This is a genomic window from Sulfuricurvum sp. PD_MW2 (genome assembly GCF_002633015.1).
Classification (GTDB): Bacteria; Campylobacterota; Campylobacteria; order Campylobacterales; family Sulfurimonadaceae; genus Sulfuricurvum.
Genome location: NZ_NSIU01000003.1, coordinates 41,151 through 56,702 on the forward strand (window position 1 = coordinate 41,151; position 15,552 = coordinate 56,702).

Here is a 15,552-nt window from a genome sequence, read left to right on the forward strand (position 1 = left end):
AAATGGATGAGAAAAAGCTCAAAGTCCTTGCTGTTGATGATGATATGATCAACCTCAAGCTACTAAAAACCATGCTAATGAAAACTCCCCATGTCTCTTCTGTCGTAGAGGCTAAAAATGGAGCTGATGCCATCGGTGTATTGAAAGCTCAAAATGACATTGATATTATTCTTTTGGATATTATCATGCCTGTAATGGGCGGAATTGAAATGCTCAAAGTGATCCGCGCCGATGAATCACTGCGACAACTCCCCGTTATCGTACTTACCACCGATGAAACAAAAAAAGGTGAAGCATTGGAGTGCGGTGCTAACGGTTTTTTAATGAAACCGGTTCGTGAAAAAGATGTTGTTGCCAAAATAACTCAATTGGCGCTTTAATATTCTTTCTCTCCTTGATTGCCCTTAAAGGCAATCAAGCTATTTTTTCTCTTACAATTTTTCCCACGAACGTTTATGAACTTGGATAGATTCTGTTGATAAATTATGATCTCTCACCGTTGCATCGATTAATACCGTAGTATCATTGCCTGTATTCTCTGCAACCCATGCACATCCTGCGGCATGTGCTCCTCTAAAACTGTAAACCAATGAAACGCTAATATCAAACATTTCGTTTCCAGCTACTGCACCATTAGAGTTATAAACAGTAATATTGAGCTGGTTCAAACACGATCCTCCGGATGTATCGATCCCCTGTGCTCTCATAAGGGCATATTCTGTTGCACTTTGTGCCAACAATTCTGCCTGGCTTCTAAGATAACCATTTGAAATAGATTTGCTTCCGATTGCAGAATTTGATAATAGCAATGTGCCGCCTAATGCGATTAGGACTACTACAAATATGGCCAAGATCATCGCAAATCCTTTACGATTAGTAGCGAACATGTACCATCCTTTCACGGCATATTTGATTTGTCGAAATGCTAGAATCACTTAAGTTTTCATCCAAACCTTCCATGCATATCTTTAATGTATAAATATTTCCGACATTAGAATTCATCTTTGTATTCGAACTATCGTATAAAATCGTAAAGTGGGTCACTTTGTTCCCCAAAAGATGTGGTGTAAAAGAACTGTATCGCTCATTGTTCCATGGCTGAAAACCACTGTACATATTAAACTCGCCATTTTTGGCACGAAATGCGTATGCCGTCCGCATGACATAGGCACGCTTAGCATTTCCGTTAATATTCAATACTCCGTTCAACGTTAAATTGTGATCTCCGTTAATCTGCGCAACTGTACGATACACATCATTTGTATTCGAAGCGTTTGCCCACCCAAAACGAGTACATTCATTCGTTCCCTCAGCAATCCCTTCGCTTCGAAAAATTGCAGTAGGATTATTAACATCCACCAATGGACTCATACTATTGAGTGCGGTAAAATTGCTATCCAAAGAGATTAATCTATTTCCTATGCTTGTTACATCGCTTGACCATGCAGGCAATAATCGATTTGCACCACTATTCCAATATCCCCTTTGTCCATCTGTATCTACAGCAATAAACGCAATTGTATAGTCTTTATCGGTATCGGTATTGGTCGGGATTCCATAACACCCTGTGGCATCGTTTTCATCCAAACGGATAATTGAAGAGGATACTCCGTTTTCAAAGTACTTCGAAATTTGCTCTAGCATATGATCGGCTTCAGCCACTCGTTTAGTATATTCTCCAGTTTGATAAATGCCGTTATAGTATTGACGAACTGCTTCCAATGCCAACCCGCCGACAATACCTAAAATCACGATAACGAACAGCACTTCAATCATTGTAAATGCTTTATTGTGTTTAAGCGTTTTCATTCTGCAAACTTCCCGACATTCGATTTGAAAAACGTGAATGTCATATCGACATTTGGATTATTTGCGTTATTGACTCTGGCTACAATCCGTTTTAAATGGGTCTGATTTCCGGATGCAGCTGGATTCATGTTCGTCGACGAGCCCAACGTCCATGTTGCAGTTGCAACACCGTTTGCATTGGGGCCTGTCGCCAAACCAGCGTTCACATAGCTAACGCTGTAGATAATCGGAACAGTATACACCGTTCCACTTGTTGCATTGATCTCAAGATTATACGCATTGTTATGCAATTGTTCAATTCCGCGACTCAAGTTTAAGTCCCCGTTTGCAGGTGCAGCTCCCATCCTTGGAACATTCGAAGAACATGGTATGCTGGAGTTTGGATTGCGTCGATAGAATGTCCCGCTAACGTTTCGATCGCATTGCATATCCCCCGCAATCTGCAATGGATAGAAGCTAGGTTCGCTTGAATTTTGATCCCATCGAGCCTGAGATACTTTAGTAATTTCTCCCATCATCCTCTTTAGAATATCTTCATCAATCATCATCCCTTTTGAAGCGTTATTCGCTATATTCATCATGGATGGAATCGTGATAACACTGATTGCAATAATAACAATTGCAAAGATAAGCTCAATCATGGCCATAGCCCTACGCATTGCTATACTTCTCATTATCGTGTCGCCGGCGTGTAATCATACTGTACACGTGTTTTTGACGTCGCTTTGTTAATTTTATTACTGCGCAGTTCCACTTCGGTAGCACTTCCTGCACGACCAATATCCGGTACGATATTGATATTAAAACACGGGTGGGTTTGACAGTTCAGATTTGTTGAAGATGGATCAATATAATCAAGTGCATTCACACCATACCACAGCCACGGATCAGTATTGATATGAGCTTTCCCACTATATGGGATATTTCCGGAACCTATTTTAGTAAAGCTGTAGGTTTCCATCCCTTGATTCGGCGGATTCATCATATCACTGTTAACTGGAAGCGCCAATGTATTGGGTGAAATAATTGTCACATCACTGTTTCCATCATTGTTATCATCATGCAATCTGTTAATGAACCACAACGGTGCATTTCGACTCGGAGCCAATACATTGCCTGCAAGCATAGGCACTTGATATACCTCATACCATCCATTTGCAGTAAAATCAACATTTCCGAATACCCGCACATCAAGCGGATTAATACGTCCATACGCATAAGTAACATTAAAATCCATCGTTTTTGCACCCAAGGCTTGATGGGTAGCGCTCAAATCTGCCTGCATCTTACACTCGGTGGTCGAAAGACATTTGACATCAAATTCTGAGAACTGCGCGGTAATAGGCGTTAATGGCACCGTTACATTACGATCGTAGTTCAACCGGCTTACCGTATACAAAGAACCCGCAGTACTTTTTGTAAAATTTGTATCTGCAATGGATGTCAATTTCATGACTAACCCAGAGGTATTAATATTTGTAGCATTGCTATCATAAATTAGATTCGTTGTATTCGTATCTGAGCTATTATAATCTCTGAAACGGATTTGGTATTTAGCCCCTTGCGGATGCGTTAAATTATTCTTACTGATCATCGACAAATTCAAATCTTTGGCATAGCAATTTTTTACAAAATTTGAGTTGACAAGATTGTCATATCCCGCTGCTTTGATATTGCCGGTTGCGCGCAAGGACATATCCATACTGTCATCTCTGCTGATTTTTGACATATAAGAAAATCCTTTTCCACCTGATGCAATCGTAGTAGGAAGAATACCGGTACCAAAACCGATAGTACTCATATCAAATTTATACGGATGAAATGTCAACAGATAATCTCTGTATTTAAGACCGGTATCAACATTGTCATGGGTACTGCTGATATCGCATCCAACCAGATTACCTAACGTTGTTCCGGCTAATGTTACAGCAGATGACTGCATAGGAACATCATGACTGTTTAGTCCGCACTCTGCACCGGAGAGAAAATGGGTGCCGCTCTGATGCAATTGCTTCATAGAATCCCAATCCACAGCCGTCCATGTTTTGTCGATAACATTCAAACGGTATTCACCCACTTGAGACAAATTCGCTTCCGAATTAACCGTACCGTTTATCACATTTATATTTTGAGGTTTACTGTTGATATCGTTGCACCCAGTTTTTGTACTGGAAGGTTCCCAGACGAGGGTAATATTATAATCTTGTCCTCCCGTTCCGAAGTATCGAGTATACCCTGGGCTTGCGGCATTTCCAAGATGATTTGTTGCATTGATATCAACTCCATACGTATATCCGCTAGCGACATCGATTCTTCCTGTGTTAGGAACCAATACACCGTTATAGCCTGGAGCAAAAACTTGTGCTACTGTATGATTGGTTTGATTCATATCTTTTAACGTTACGGTATAGCTTTCTGGACGAATCGCAAAATTATCTCTGGAACACAAAACTTGCGTTCTCGCTCCATATAAACACTCCAGACAGATAGCAACATCTCTGTATGTACTGTGATTTCCATTATCTGAACATGCAACCGATGTTAAATTAGTCGTTCCGCTATTGTTTGGATTGATAACATATTGCTGACAGTGCGGATATACTTGATGAACATTTGAAAAGTTATCGATACGAATCCCCTGACTGGTTTGCTGAATATGAATCAGTGAGTCGTTTTGATCAGCTAAAGTATTAAAAGTTACCCTAAAAGCTGCATTCGGTGTTGCCGTTTTGAAAAAATCTGATGCCAACGTAATAGGTGATGGTTGCCCTGTAATAACATCTGATACCATACCGTTGTTAATCGCATTTTGGATGGTTGCAGCATTAAAACTAACCTGAGAAACATTATTCTCAAAGCTCATCCATACACGCGGGCTAATAGCACTCGATGGTTCTCGACATGCCGCGTCAACATCATGGAAGGGACTCGCATCTATCATCTCTACTGCAACTATCGTTGTAACAGCTTTTGGCTTATCCAGATTTGCAGGTTCAAAAGATGCAATACGAAAATTCCCCGGGCGTTTTACCACTTGTGTGGTCAAATCGTAATATTTTTTTCCGCTGGTATTATTTGCATTGGTAGCACTGTCATACAGTCCTGCATCAACAACACTAAATATCCCCCATTCAGGAGTGTAACTGAAGTTCTCTCCCGAACACATTGGCAACCCTGTTCCACCGATCGTAGCGCTATAAGGGAGTGTCAAACTTGTCCCGTTTGCTAAGGGAATGACTAAATCATACGAAAAACTTCCCCGTATCGGTGCTCTAATACTTCCAATGCGTTGCGGAATTAATGAATAATAGGTATATGCATACCCTTTTCCTCCGATATTTCCAAGAGGTATATTATTAATGTTCGTATCACTGACACTAACAGGCCATGCTGCATCTGTTTTATAGGTAGGAGTATACTGATTAGGATATGTTACTCCGACACTGTCTCGTTTATATATTACTTGAGTACTGTTGATATCTGAGATATTGAGAAATACATTGTTAGCACTCACATCCGAATTTTCCTGATTACGGATATATAACCTCACAGCGATATCCGATGTATTAGGTAATACACCAGTGATATACGGCATTGCTGTTCCATTGTTTTCTTCCGTAAACGGAAGTCCGTTTTGTTCATATCCATAGTCATAACAAAAAGATGGTGTATACAAATCGGTCGAAAATGCGATAACCCCTGGAGTTGATTGATCTCCATTGCTATTACTGAATGTAGCTTCCAATTTCAACGATGTTGTACTCTGATTGTTTTTCATATAACTTGAAACATTAAACGTATCCAAGTCCATTCCAGGATAATAGCTGATTGCACTATTAATAGGGCTACCATCAATTGAAACGGATCCGTTAAATGGATTATTTGCAGGATTCAAGGTATTTGAGACGGTTTGATACGCATTTCCAGCATTTGCATTTTGAATATAGAATGCGTCTCTTTGAATAAGCTTTTCTCCTCCTGAAGCATAAAAAAGCATTTCAGCATTCACAGTACCTGATTTTGGCGTTAAAAAACCACTGATAGGAATGACAACATTCGATGTTTCATATCCGGTTACAGGTAGTGGAATCATTGCATCGAAACCATTGAATACATTGATATTTTTCAACTTAGTACCCGATGGCATGCTTGCCGCATCGTATTTGTATACAACAATTAAAGACCAGTTCCCCCAAAAACCAAATTTAATCCCATCATATTCGGCACCAGGTCCTACATATAAATATGAATACCAATCTTGTCCGCTGTTAGCTTTAATATTTCCAACAGTAAATGACTGTGATGTTCCATTAACCAAATGCGATTTTACGAGGGATGTAACATCTTTGTACCCTTGATAAAAAGAGCGAAATCCGCCGTCTTGACCTGTTCCATCTCCCCAAAAATCATGGTACCAGACTCTGTCTGCACTTAGGTCTTGAGTTGTCCCATCAGGAAGACGAAAAGATACATTGCCTCTCTCCTGAACTTTCGTTGATGACGTGTAATGTGCCGCATCTTGATCCGCAATATGCCCTTGCCAGTATAACCCTGCCCATTGTATTTCTACACCGGTAATATTGGCCGGCAAAGTCAAAATAGACGATGCTGAATTTAATGTCATCGACCCTTCGTTTTTATAGATTACATTAGAATCATATAAATAACCATTGTAATTATTGTTACATCCACCAGAACCATTATTCTGGCATAAAACAGAATTACCGGTAGACGTAAAATCCCCAAACAGCTTTAGTCCGTCATTTCCAAATACAGGGCTAAAGGGATTTTCATGCAAAAGGGCATGCCCTTTGACTGGTTTATTAGCACTAAACGTGTATGAAGTGTCTTGATTCGAAGCACCGCCGACCAAATAAAGATAATATGTAGTTCCTGCAGTAACATTAATTGTTGCAGATTGGGAAGAGCCACCTGCCATTACTCCTGAAGTCCATACAGATGTTGCGCTACATGTTGCATCACTGTATAAAGTAGCAGTTAATTGACGGTTTGATGAATTATTTGTAACAGATAGATTAATTTGTCCACCGACTGGATTTGTAATCGTATAATAATCGGCATCGTCGCTCTGAACAGTACCTGAATGATTATTATAAGTTGATCCACTTGTTGCATTCCATGTCCCCATAGAACTAGCAGGTGTAGGACAAACGCCCCAGCTTTGAACGGATAAGGCTATCAACCATCCACATACAGCTATCCATCTCAAAAAAAGTTTATTGATAATCATTTTATCCCCCGTTCAGTTCTAAGGCAGAAAAAATAGAGCTCTGAAGTAATCTTTTAAATCTGATTTCGCCTAAGCAGTTAGTATCGACCATTACCTAGTTTTCTAAAATATACTAATCGATAAAGCGCCATTCTTTGATTGTAGTCCTATGTCGATTAAACATTGATTAAAATGTGTTAATAATTATTTTTGAACGCAGTTTCAAAAAAAAATTTATACTTGACGTTTGTTTTTTGTGTGTTATAATCAAATTTTCTTCAATCTTACACTAAGGTGGTACCATTATGAATATCTCTCTCGTCGGACGCCATATCGAGCTCAGCGATGCCATTAAAGATCATCTGATGCACTCTATCGACACACTTGAAAAATATCATCTTGATCTCATCAGTGTAAACGCTGTTGCAAGTTCAAATGAGCGCAAAAAAGGCGTAAGTATTGAGTTTACTATCAATGTTGCCGGAAAAAATACTATCGTTATTACCCAACGTGACGATGATCTCTATGCCGCTATCGACATCGCGATTGATCGTGCCCAAAAAGCGCTCCGCCGTCTCCATGACCGATTATCCGATCATAAAAACGAGGGATTGAACGAAGCAAAATTGGCTGCAGCACAAAAAGTGAATCTTCACGAAGCAGAAGAAGCGATGGAAGATGAAATCGTCCCTGCCGAACCAATTCTTTTCAAGCCTCAAGAGGTTGCCGAAGTGCTAGAAAAGCTCAAAGAGAGCGGAAAAATATTTGAAGTTTTTTATGATAATGATGGAAAAATGCGCGTTTTGTACAAACGTACCGATGGAAAATTTGGATTGTATTAATCTTTAGAGAGGTCAAGATACTCCTTGACCTCGGTCACGATAGCCTCATCCTCTGCAATATCCGCCCAACGAAATTTTTTACCGCTTTGGATACTCCCTTCCAACAAATCTCCACTGGAACGGAATTTTAAATCAAGCGCCGCAATTTCAAATCCACTCATACATCGGGTAAATGACTCCAAACGCTCATTTTTTCCGCTTTTGTTGCTGTAGAGATAACAATAGCCTTGCAATCCTGTCCGACTGACACGACCACGTAGTTGATGAAGGGTCGAAAGCCCCAACCTCTCGGCTCCGACAATGACGACCGTAGAGAGACGCGGTAAAGAGATACCCACTTCAACCACCGTTGTAGCAAGCAAAATATTTCCGCTTTCTCGAAATGTCATCAAAACGGCCTCTTTTTCCTTGTCCTTCCCGTGCGTCACATACACATTTTCAAAATTTTTTTCCCAGTATCCCCGTGCTTCATCGATGCTTTGATAGTTGATCGTCTCACTTTGTTCTACCAACGGGTAGACAATCAATACCTGATGATCTTGAGCAATCTCGGATCGAATATGCTCTAGCAATTTCGGAAAATCGCCTTTTCCGATAATACAGGTATCAATATTTTTCGTAAAAGGGGTTTGGACAATCAAGCTTACATCGATATGTGCCGAATCGATCATTGCCTGAGTCCGCGGGATCGGAGTGGCGGAGAATTGGAGGTAATGGGGAGAGGTATCATTTTCCGTGAGTTTGGTGAGGGCATGGCGTTGAGCAGTACCAAACCGGTGTTGTTCATCCACCATCACGAGTCCCGCTTCGGGAAGTGGGCGATGAAGTAGTGCATGGGTTCCAATGATAAAATCATACTCCTCTAAAGAGCCCTTTTTTGTTGCATTGGTAACAAGAACAATACGCAAATGGGGTAGAAATTTTTGAGCTTCTTCGTAGAGTTGTGCGGCAAGAATCGTCGTCGGAGCCATCAAAATGGAGCGATGCGGACGCATCAAAACAACCGAAGCTAAAATCACCATCGTCTTCCCTGATCCAACATCTCCCACAATCATACGCCGTGATGCGCACTCTCCTCTAAGATCCTTCTCGATCTCAGAAATCGCATTTTGTTGATCAGTCGTAAGGGCAAAAGGAAGTGTTTTCATCCATGCATGAACATCCCCAGAAGCACGGTATGAGGTTTTATGGTAACGCCGTTTGAGTCTGAGACGGCGCATATACTCATATAATTCTGCAAATTTAAGAGCATGCAGCTGCGATTCATTAAGCGGTGTCGGAAGCTCAGGAAAATGGAGCATATAAAGTTCACTGGCAATACGTTCGGGAAGCCTATCGCCGATAAGATTTTCAACACTAATATACTTTTCAACCAAGCGACGCATCACATCGGCACGAAGCGGCGTTTTATAGATGGGTACGATCGAACCAACCGCACCAATCTTCATGGGATGAACAATACTCCATTTTCCCGCTTCCCACTGTGCTTTACCGCTAAAAAATGCCCGCTCCCCGCGAGGAAACTGATGTATCATATAGGGTTTTGGATGAAAAATGACCCCCTCAATCACACACTCTAAATTATGGGCAAAAAAGGTAACTTTGAGGGTTTTCGGGGTTCGGATGACGTGTTCAACAGTCGCATCTATAACACAAGATGCGTTATGAAACAATTCGTGGCTTAGGCGGCGATCTTCAAATGAATGGGGAGTAATAAGGGAGAGGGCAGTAACACTACCGACCCCTAAACGGTGAAATTTATCAGAATCTTCTGCAAACATGGGAGATCACTTTAAGCACGGTTTACTGTGCGTGGGCTTCCCGCCGAGGGAAACGCAGCGTTAGCGCAGCCTAAAGGGGCTTTGCTCCTTGGGCGTTTATTTTGTCACTATCGCATAACTAAGATCGCGGATTTCGCCGTGGCGTTTGATAAAATCGTTGAGTTCATCCAAGCTCAGCGTACGGATAAGCTCTAATTCTTGGAGAGAGTATCCCAAAGGTTTGCCTTGGTAGTATTCGCTGAACGTCCGACCCAACCGCTGAGAAAGGGTTTCGACACGCAACGGTTCGGAGCCGAGCAAAAACTTGCGGGCCTGATCGAGTTCACTCTGAGTTACCCCATCACGGACAAACGAGTCGATCACTTCGACGACCGTTTTTTTCGCCTCAGCCTGCGATTCGAGTTTCGTTTGAAGATAGCCGCTGAAATAGGTATTGGTTTTAGCGACACTGAGTCGTGAATATGCCGAGTATGCCAAGCCTCGTTTTACACGGATCTCTTCCATCAAGCGGCTTCCGAATCCGCTGCTCCCTAAAATGAACATTGCGACACGTGCTTTGTAAAACTCGCTATCACCCTCTTTCATCTCAAACGGTGCACCGAAATAAAGATACGCCTGTTCGGTTTGCGGACGTTTTAGGATAGATTCTTTGGGAGTTTTACGAGGTTCATAATGACGTTCTTGCCCCATTTTTCCTTTCTCGAACGTAGACAAAAATGCTTGAACTTTGGCTTTGGCATCGCTCATCGATATATCACCGCCCATGACGACAAGTGCATTCGAGAGAACCAAATGATCTTTTTTAAATCCACTCACATCGCTCAGACGGATTGCTTTGATACTCTCTTTGGTTCCGATGTTAGATACTGCCATCGGGGTTCCCTCGAATAGTACCGCTTTAAGTTCATCCGAAGCAACCGTATCAAAATCGGCCTCTTTGCGGGCGATGTCACTCAGTGCCATCGTTTTCACTTTTTCCAGTGTTTTATCGGTGAAGTTCGGTTCACGCAGTTGCTCACTTAAAAGAGTAATCCCTGTATCAAACTCCTCTTTGAGCGATCCCAATTCGATAACGAATGTCTCGTTTCCTGCCGTAGAACTCAATTGAATTGCACGAGCATCCAACGCATCGGCAAAACCGACCGAACCACGTTTCAAAGAGCCCTCATTTAACATTTTGGCACTCATACGCGCCAATCCGTAATGTTTTCCCTCATCAATACTGCCGCTGTGGGTAAATACAATTTGCATCGATACAATCGGAAGACGTTTGTCTTGCTCAAAAATAAAAGGGACTTTGATCCCGTGAATCTCAATAAAATCCAATGTACTTGCCATAAGTGCTTGCCCTACTAATAAAATCGCTACGAAAAAACGTATCACTCGAATGTCTCTAATATTTCGTACGCCGTATTTCGAATGGCGGGAGTTTCCCCGACATCACGAATCAGCTGAATCATCTCATCTTTCGCCATGCGAAAACCTGCACCCGCACTGCGTACTACATTCTCTTCCATCATTGTTGAGCCTAGATCATTGGCTCCGAAAAGAAGTGCCATTTGACCGATGTACGGTCCTTGGGTTACCCATGAACTTTGGATATTGGGGAAATTATCCAGATACAAACGCGCTACCGCCAAAAGACGCAGATAACGATTGGAAGATTGTTTTTCAATCTCAGGATGCTCGATCATCAATTGGGTATTTTGTCCCTGAAACGACCACATGATAAAGGCCCGAAATCCATGTGTTTCATCCTGAAGATTACGGATCAAATCCCAGTGCTCAATGATCTCTTCATCCGTCTCGACGGTACCGTACATCATCGTAGCCGTAGACATAATCCCTAATTTATGCGCTTGACGATGAACATCGATCCAATCGAGCGAATCCATTTTTTTCGGAGCGATGATATCGCGAACCCGATCACTCAAAATCTCTGCCCCTGCGCCCGGAATCGAGGCGAGCCCTTTGGCTTTTAAACGAGACAAGCACTCTTGGATCGAGATATGGGAAACTTTGGCGATAAAATCGAGCTCGATGGAAGAAAATCCGTGAATTGTGATCGTCGGATATTTCGTATGGATGTGTTCTACCAGATCTTCATACCATTCAATTTTGAGTTTAGGGTGAACTCCCCCTTGAAATAAAATCTGGGTTCCGCCGATTTCGAGAAGTTCATCGATTTTTTGATCGATCTCTTCAAAGGTGAGTACATAGGCGTCTTCATCTTTACCGTGGCGGTAAAATGCACAAAACTTGCAATCAACCCAACAGACATTGGTGTAATTGATATTACGATCTACGACAAAGGTCGTAATCCCATAGGGATGAAGCTCTTTTTTACGCGCAGTCGCCATTTTCCCAAGTTCTTTGAGATCAGCATTGCGGATCAGTTCTAGTGCTTGTTCTTTACTAAGGCGCATTGTGGTTTATTTATCTTTCGAAATAGCGTCGAGGACACCGTTGATAAATTTTGGAGATTGTTCGCTTCCAAATGCTTTGGCTACTTCGATTGCTTCGTTGATAATAACGGCAGAATCGAGTTCTCCGAACATGATCTCATACGCTCCCAAACGAAGCGTCGCGCGCTCAATCGATCCAAGACGGTCAAAATCCCAATCTTTGAGATGTTTGACAATCGCTTCGTCGATTTTTTCAAGCTGCTCTGTCACCCCTTTGAACAAATCCAGAGCAAAATCACGCTGTTTGTTACGGATCTTTTTCTCTTCGAGAATCTCATCGCTGAAATCGGCGATACTTTGGTTCCCCAAATCATACGCGTACAAAAGACTTACAACTGCCATACGGGCTTGATGACGTGTTGCCATTAGTTGATCGCCTCATAAAGATCTAACATCTCGATCACAACCGTCATCGCTTCGAACCCTTTGTTCCCTGCTTTGGTTCCGGCACGCTCAATCGCCTGCTCGATTGTATCGGTAGTCAACAATCCAAACGATACCGGTTTTTTGTGTTTTAAACTCACCGTTGCAATCCCTTTGGTCGCTTCTGCAGAGACATAATCAAAATGCGGAGTTGAACCGCGAATAACCGCACCGAGAGCACATACGGCATCGTATTTGCCGCTGCTAAGCAACTGCTCTATGACCATCGGCAATTCAAATGCTCCAGGAGCCAAAACATGGGTTAGATCTGCATCGTCTCCGCCGTGACGTGCGAATGCATCTTTTGCCCCTTCTACCAAACGATCCACAACGAAATGGTTCCAACGGGTACTAACGATAGCAACTTTTTTACCCGGAATAACGCGGAGCTTACCTTCAATCAAATTCATCTTCAATTTCCTTTTAATGTATCAAGTTTTAAAAGCGTCTCGCTAAGCGCTTCAAGTTGTTCTAATTTTAACATATTCGGTCCGTCACTCAAAGCGCAAATCGGATCAAAATGGGTTTCAAAGAAAAATCCGTCCACCCCTACGGCAGCGGCAGCACGCGCAAGGTGAGGGACCATCGAGCTGTCCCCTCCCGTTTTACCCGTCCCCGTCCCCGGCATCTGTACCGAGTGCGTCGCATCGAAAATGACGGGAGCGTACTCGCGCATAATGACCAATGAGCGCATATCAACTACCAAATTCCCGTATCCGAAAGAGGAACCCCGCTCACACAGTAGTACTCCGTGTTTTTGGGAAGCTTCATAACTCACCTCATCGCATCCGCGGGTTTTGAGGACTTTTCCTACCGAAAAGCGCATATCGGCAGGGGTCATAAATTGCCCTTTTTTGATGTTTACAATCTTGTCCGTTTTTGCTGCTGCAACCAAAAGATCGGTTTGGCGGCACAAAAATGCCGGAATTTGAATCATATCGACCACTTCCGCTGCAACAGGAACTTGGTAACTCTCATGCACGTCGGTGACGATTTTGTAGCCGAAATCATCTTTTACTTTTTGCAGGATCCGAAGTCCCTCTTCAATCCCAGGTCCGCGATAGCTCTCCAATGAGGTGCGGTTGGCTTTGTCAAAACTCGATTTAAAATAAAAATCAAAGCGTGGGTCATTTTGGTAACGTTCCAAGCTTTTGGCGATTTTGAAAATCGACTCTTCGCTCTCGATGACACATGGTCCGGCAAGTAGGATCATTGATAGACTCCTATTAAGTTAATGTTCATATTGTACTCATTTTGGTTTAAAAGAGGTTGAGCAAATCGACAAAGCCGCAACCACCGCAGAAGCAAACGCCCACTGGAAGTTGTATCCCCCAAGTTCCCCCGTTACATCAACGACTTCACCGATAAAATAGAGCCCTTTGATACGCGTGCACTCCATCGTAAAGGGATCAATCTCCTCGCACGCGACTCCGCCGCGACACGCTTCGGCTTTGGAGAGACCAAACGTCCCTGACGGAGCCATTGCATAGTTTTGAATGCTCGAAAGTTTTTCCCATTCTTTGGGGTTCAAACGGTTACACGCTTTATCCTCCAATTCTATCGCTTCTAAAAAAGCTTTCAACAACCGTTTGGGCAAAGGGAGTGCCGTAGAGATACTTTTTTTCTCATATTTCAGAGTATTTAGATCAAAATCGGGGAGAAAATCGATCACGATCTCCCCTTTGAACCAATAGAGCGATGCTGATAGGACAACCAGTCCGCTGATCCCCTTATGGGCAAAGAGCAAATCCTCATCAAGCGTTTTCCCCGCGACATGAATCCGCGCTCTGCAGCTGATCCCGCTAAGCTCTTTCATCCAAAATTCTTTGGGTTGCAAGGTCAACCCGACCAATGCAGGGGAAAACGGTACCGTTTTGATCCCATAGTTTTGGGCAATTTTGAGCCCAATGTCACTCGCACCGAGTTCTTTATAACTCGCTCCTCCGGTTGCGACAACCACATTTCTGGCGCTGAATTTCCCTTTATCCGTGGTAACGACAAAAGGAGACTCTCCCTCTAGTGTGAGGATTTTATGTCCCAAAAGCAAATCACATCCGCTGGTTTTTCCTACCAAAATAGAGATCACTTCATCAGAGCTTTTCGGGCAAAAATAGTACCTCTCTTTGCGTATCACGGGACGCAAACCGCCCTCTCGAAAATACTCCAAAAGAGCCTTTTGTGGAAATGCTGATAAGACGTGTTTTATAAGGCTTTGATCCCCTAGATAATGGCTCTCATCGACCTCTACATTAGTGAGGTTGCATTTCCCACCACCGCTGGCTTTGAGTTTGAGCGCAGGGCGACTATTCCCCTCGATGATAGCGATAGAGAGAGTACTTTTTTGACGCAGCTGTGCCGCACACATCAATCCGCCTGCGCCTCCTCCGAGGATAATAACATCGTAGTGTTTCATTCTAACGCTTAATGAGCCGAAGTGCCAAACCGAGACTTAGCAATGAAACAGCAATGATATGCGTGCTCTCCAACATACGGTAGCCGAGCAGAAGGTGGACAATGACCAATACGACTCCAATATAGAGAATTTTATACCACGACTTAACTTGCGAAGCAATGGAGAGTACCATCAATGCCCCCAAGCCGACACTCAAAAAAAGATGATCGATGAATAATTTTCCAATATGGCCAAGAGCAAATTGGTGGGATGCAAAAAATAACACCATATGCAACGTTGCGTATGCAAGAGCAAAAGCACCGAGCAGTTTTTTAAACTCCACCAGATCAAATCGAACATACGTACGAAGCGGCTGAACCCAAAATGCGAGGATAAAAATCCATAACGCACTCAACCCTGCGATTTTTGAGAGATAGTAGGGTTTATTCTTCACTACCGGGAATGTAAATCCAAACGCATTTTGCAACCATTGTACGAATGCATCAAACCACTCAATCCCAAAACCGTAGAGGAAAAAAACACTCATGGAGATCATCGGGATCAAAGATAAAAAGATTATTAGATATTTCATGATGAAAGTGTAGCCAAA

General features: G+C 42.6%; 14 protein-coding genes. 2 read left to right on the top strand and 12 right to left on the bottom strand.

The genetic code is table 11. The features are described from left to right. The first annotated feature begins 2 nt into the window (after positions 1-2). Positions 3-380, top strand: coding sequence for a response regulator (locus tag CJD30_RS02755; protein WP_294916089.1), 378 nt, complete (start codon positions 3-5; stop codon positions 378-380). A 51-nt stretch (positions 381-431) separates the two neighbouring features. Here the strand turns inward: CJD30_RS02755 and CJD30_RS02760 are convergent, their stop codons facing one another. From CJD30_RS02760 to CJD30_RS02775, 4 genes are read right to left on the bottom strand one after another with little or no spacing between them, the layout of a single operon-like run. Continuing rightward, on the bottom strand, positions 432-887 hold the full coding sequence (locus tag CJD30_RS02760; RefSeq protein WP_294916090.1) for a type II secretion system protein: 456 nt from the start codon (positions 885-887) through the stop codon (positions 432-434). Next, the gene (locus CJD30_RS02765) at positions 874-1,809 is read right to left on the bottom strand and encodes a type II secretion system protein (RefSeq protein WP_294916091.1); all 936 of its coding nucleotides are present in this window, start codon (positions 1,807-1,809) and stop codon (positions 874-876) included. Before CJD30_RS02765 ends, CJD30_RS02760 begins: the two co-directional genes overlap by 14 nt. Beyond that, on the bottom strand, positions 1,806-2,450 hold the full coding sequence (locus CJD30_RS02770; protein ID WP_294916092.1) for a hypothetical protein: 645 nt from the start codon (positions 2,448-2,450) through the stop codon (positions 1,806-1,808). The genes CJD30_RS02765 and CJD30_RS02770 overlap by 4 nt, the downstream gene beginning before the upstream one ends. 32 nt (positions 2,451-2,482) lie before the next feature. Then, positions 2,483-7,060: a hypothetical protein gene (locus tag CJD30_RS02775; protein WP_294916093.1), complete on the bottom strand. Its 4,578-nt coding sequence runs from the start codon at positions 7,058-7,060 to the stop codon at positions 2,483-2,485. A gap of 284 nt (positions 7,061-7,344) precedes the next feature. Here CJD30_RS02775 and raiA point away from each other — a divergent pair, with 284 nt between their 5' ends. Then, a complete protein-coding gene (gene raiA / locus CJD30_RS02780; protein WP_294916094.1) occupies positions 7,345-7,881 on the top strand; it encodes a ribosome-associated translation inhibitor RaiA in 537 nt (178 codons plus the stop codon). Here raiA and recG read toward each other — a convergent pair. The 8 genes from recG to CJD30_RS02820 all read right to left on the bottom strand — a co-directional run bounded on the left by recG (position 7,878) and on the right by CJD30_RS02820 (position 15,534). After that, entirely contained in the window at positions 7,878-9,662 is a 1,785-nt protein-coding gene (recG, locus tag CJD30_RS02785) for an ATP-dependent DNA helicase RecG (RefSeq protein WP_294916095.1), read from the bottom strand. The genes raiA and recG overlap by 4 nt on opposite strands. Before the next feature lie 96 nt (positions 9,663-9,758). Continuing rightward, positions 9,759-11,045, bottom strand: coding sequence for a pitrilysin family protein (locus CJD30_RS02790; RefSeq protein WP_294916096.1), 1,287 nt, complete (start codon positions 11,043-11,045; stop codon positions 9,759-9,761). Next, complete coding sequence (locus CJD30_RS02795) at positions 11,042-12,088, bottom strand: dehypoxanthine futalosine cyclase (protein ID WP_294916097.1); 1,047 nt, start codon at positions 12,086-12,088, stop codon at positions 11,042-11,044. Before CJD30_RS02795 ends, CJD30_RS02790 begins: the two co-directional genes overlap by 4 nt. 6 nt (positions 12,089-12,094) lie before the next feature. Beyond that, complete coding sequence (nusB, locus tag CJD30_RS02800; protein ID WP_294916098.1) at positions 12,095-12,493, bottom strand: transcription antitermination factor NusB; 399 nt, start codon at positions 12,491-12,493, stop codon at positions 12,095-12,097. Next, complete coding sequence (gene ribH / locus CJD30_RS02805) at positions 12,493-12,960, bottom strand: 6,7-dimethyl-8-ribityllumazine synthase (RefSeq protein WP_294916099.1); 468 nt, start codon at positions 12,958-12,960, stop codon at positions 12,493-12,495. The genes nusB and ribH overlap by 1 nt, the downstream gene beginning before the upstream one ends. Before the next feature lie 2 nt (positions 12,961-12,962). Next, positions 12,963-13,763: a 3-deoxy-8-phosphooctulonate synthase gene (kdsA, locus tag CJD30_RS02810; protein WP_294916100.1), complete on the bottom strand. Its 801-nt coding sequence runs from the start codon at positions 13,761-13,763 to the stop codon at positions 12,963-12,965. Between the two features lie 36 nt (positions 13,764-13,799). Then, complete coding sequence (locus CJD30_RS02815; RefSeq protein ID WP_294916101.1) at positions 13,800-14,963, bottom strand: aminoacetone oxidase family FAD-binding enzyme; 1,164 nt, start codon at positions 14,961-14,963, stop codon at positions 13,800-13,802. A 1-nt stretch (position 14,964) separates the two neighbouring features. Continuing rightward, positions 14,965-15,534, bottom strand: coding sequence for a hypothetical protein (locus CJD30_RS02820; protein ID WP_294916102.1), 570 nt, complete (start codon positions 15,532-15,534; stop codon positions 14,965-14,967). Positions 15,535-15,552 lie beyond the last annotated feature (18 nt).

Excerpts from the sequence above, each read along its gene's own strand:
- ribH (WP_294916099.1), bottom strand. The coding sequence starts at position 12,960 with ATGAATTTGATTGAAGGTAAGCTCCGCGTTATTCCGGGTAAAAAAGTT.
- recG (WP_294916095.1), bottom strand. The coding sequence starts at position 9,662 with ATGTTTGCAGAAGATTCTGATAAATTTCACCGTTTAGGGGTCGGTAGT.
- raiA (WP_294916094.1), top strand. The coding sequence starts at position 7,345 with ATGAATATCTCTCTCGTCGGACGCCATATCGAGCTCAGCGATGCCATT.
- CJD30_RS02820 (WP_294916102.1), bottom strand. The coding sequence starts at position 15,534 with ATGAAATATCTAATAATCTTTTTATCTTTGATCCCGATGATCTCCATG.
- CJD30_RS02765 (WP_294916091.1), bottom strand. The coding sequence starts at position 1,809 with ATGAAAACGCTTAAACACAATAAAGCATTTACAATGATTGAAGTGCTG.
- nusB (WP_294916098.1), bottom strand. The coding sequence starts at position 12,493 with ATGGCAACACGTCATCAAGCCCGTATGGCAGTTGTAAGTCTTTTGTAC.
- CJD30_RS02795 (WP_294916097.1), bottom strand. The coding sequence starts at position 12,088 with ATGCGCCTTAGTAAAGAACAAGCACTAGAACTGATCCGCAATGCTGAT.
- CJD30_RS02755 (WP_294916089.1), top strand. The coding sequence starts at position 3 with ATGGATGAGAAAAAGCTCAAAGTCCTTGCTGTTGATGATGATATGATC.
- kdsA (WP_294916100.1), bottom strand. The coding sequence starts at position 13,763 with ATGATCCTACTTGCCGGACCATGTGTCATCGAGAGCGAAGAGTCGATT.
- CJD30_RS02775 (WP_294916093.1), bottom strand. The coding sequence starts at position 7,060 with ATGATTATCAATAAACTTTTTTTGAGATGGATAGCTGTATGTGGATGG.
- CJD30_RS02760 (WP_294916090.1), bottom strand. The coding sequence starts at position 887 with ATGTTCGCTACTAATCGTAAAGGATTTGCGATGATCTTGGCCATATTT.
- CJD30_RS02815 (WP_294916101.1), bottom strand. The coding sequence starts at position 14,963 with ATGAAACACTACGATGTTATTATCCTCGGAGGAGGCGCAGGCGGATTG.
- CJD30_RS02770 (WP_294916092.1), bottom strand. The coding sequence starts at position 2,450 with ATGATTGAGCTTATCTTTGCAATTGTTATTATTGCAATCAGTGTTATC.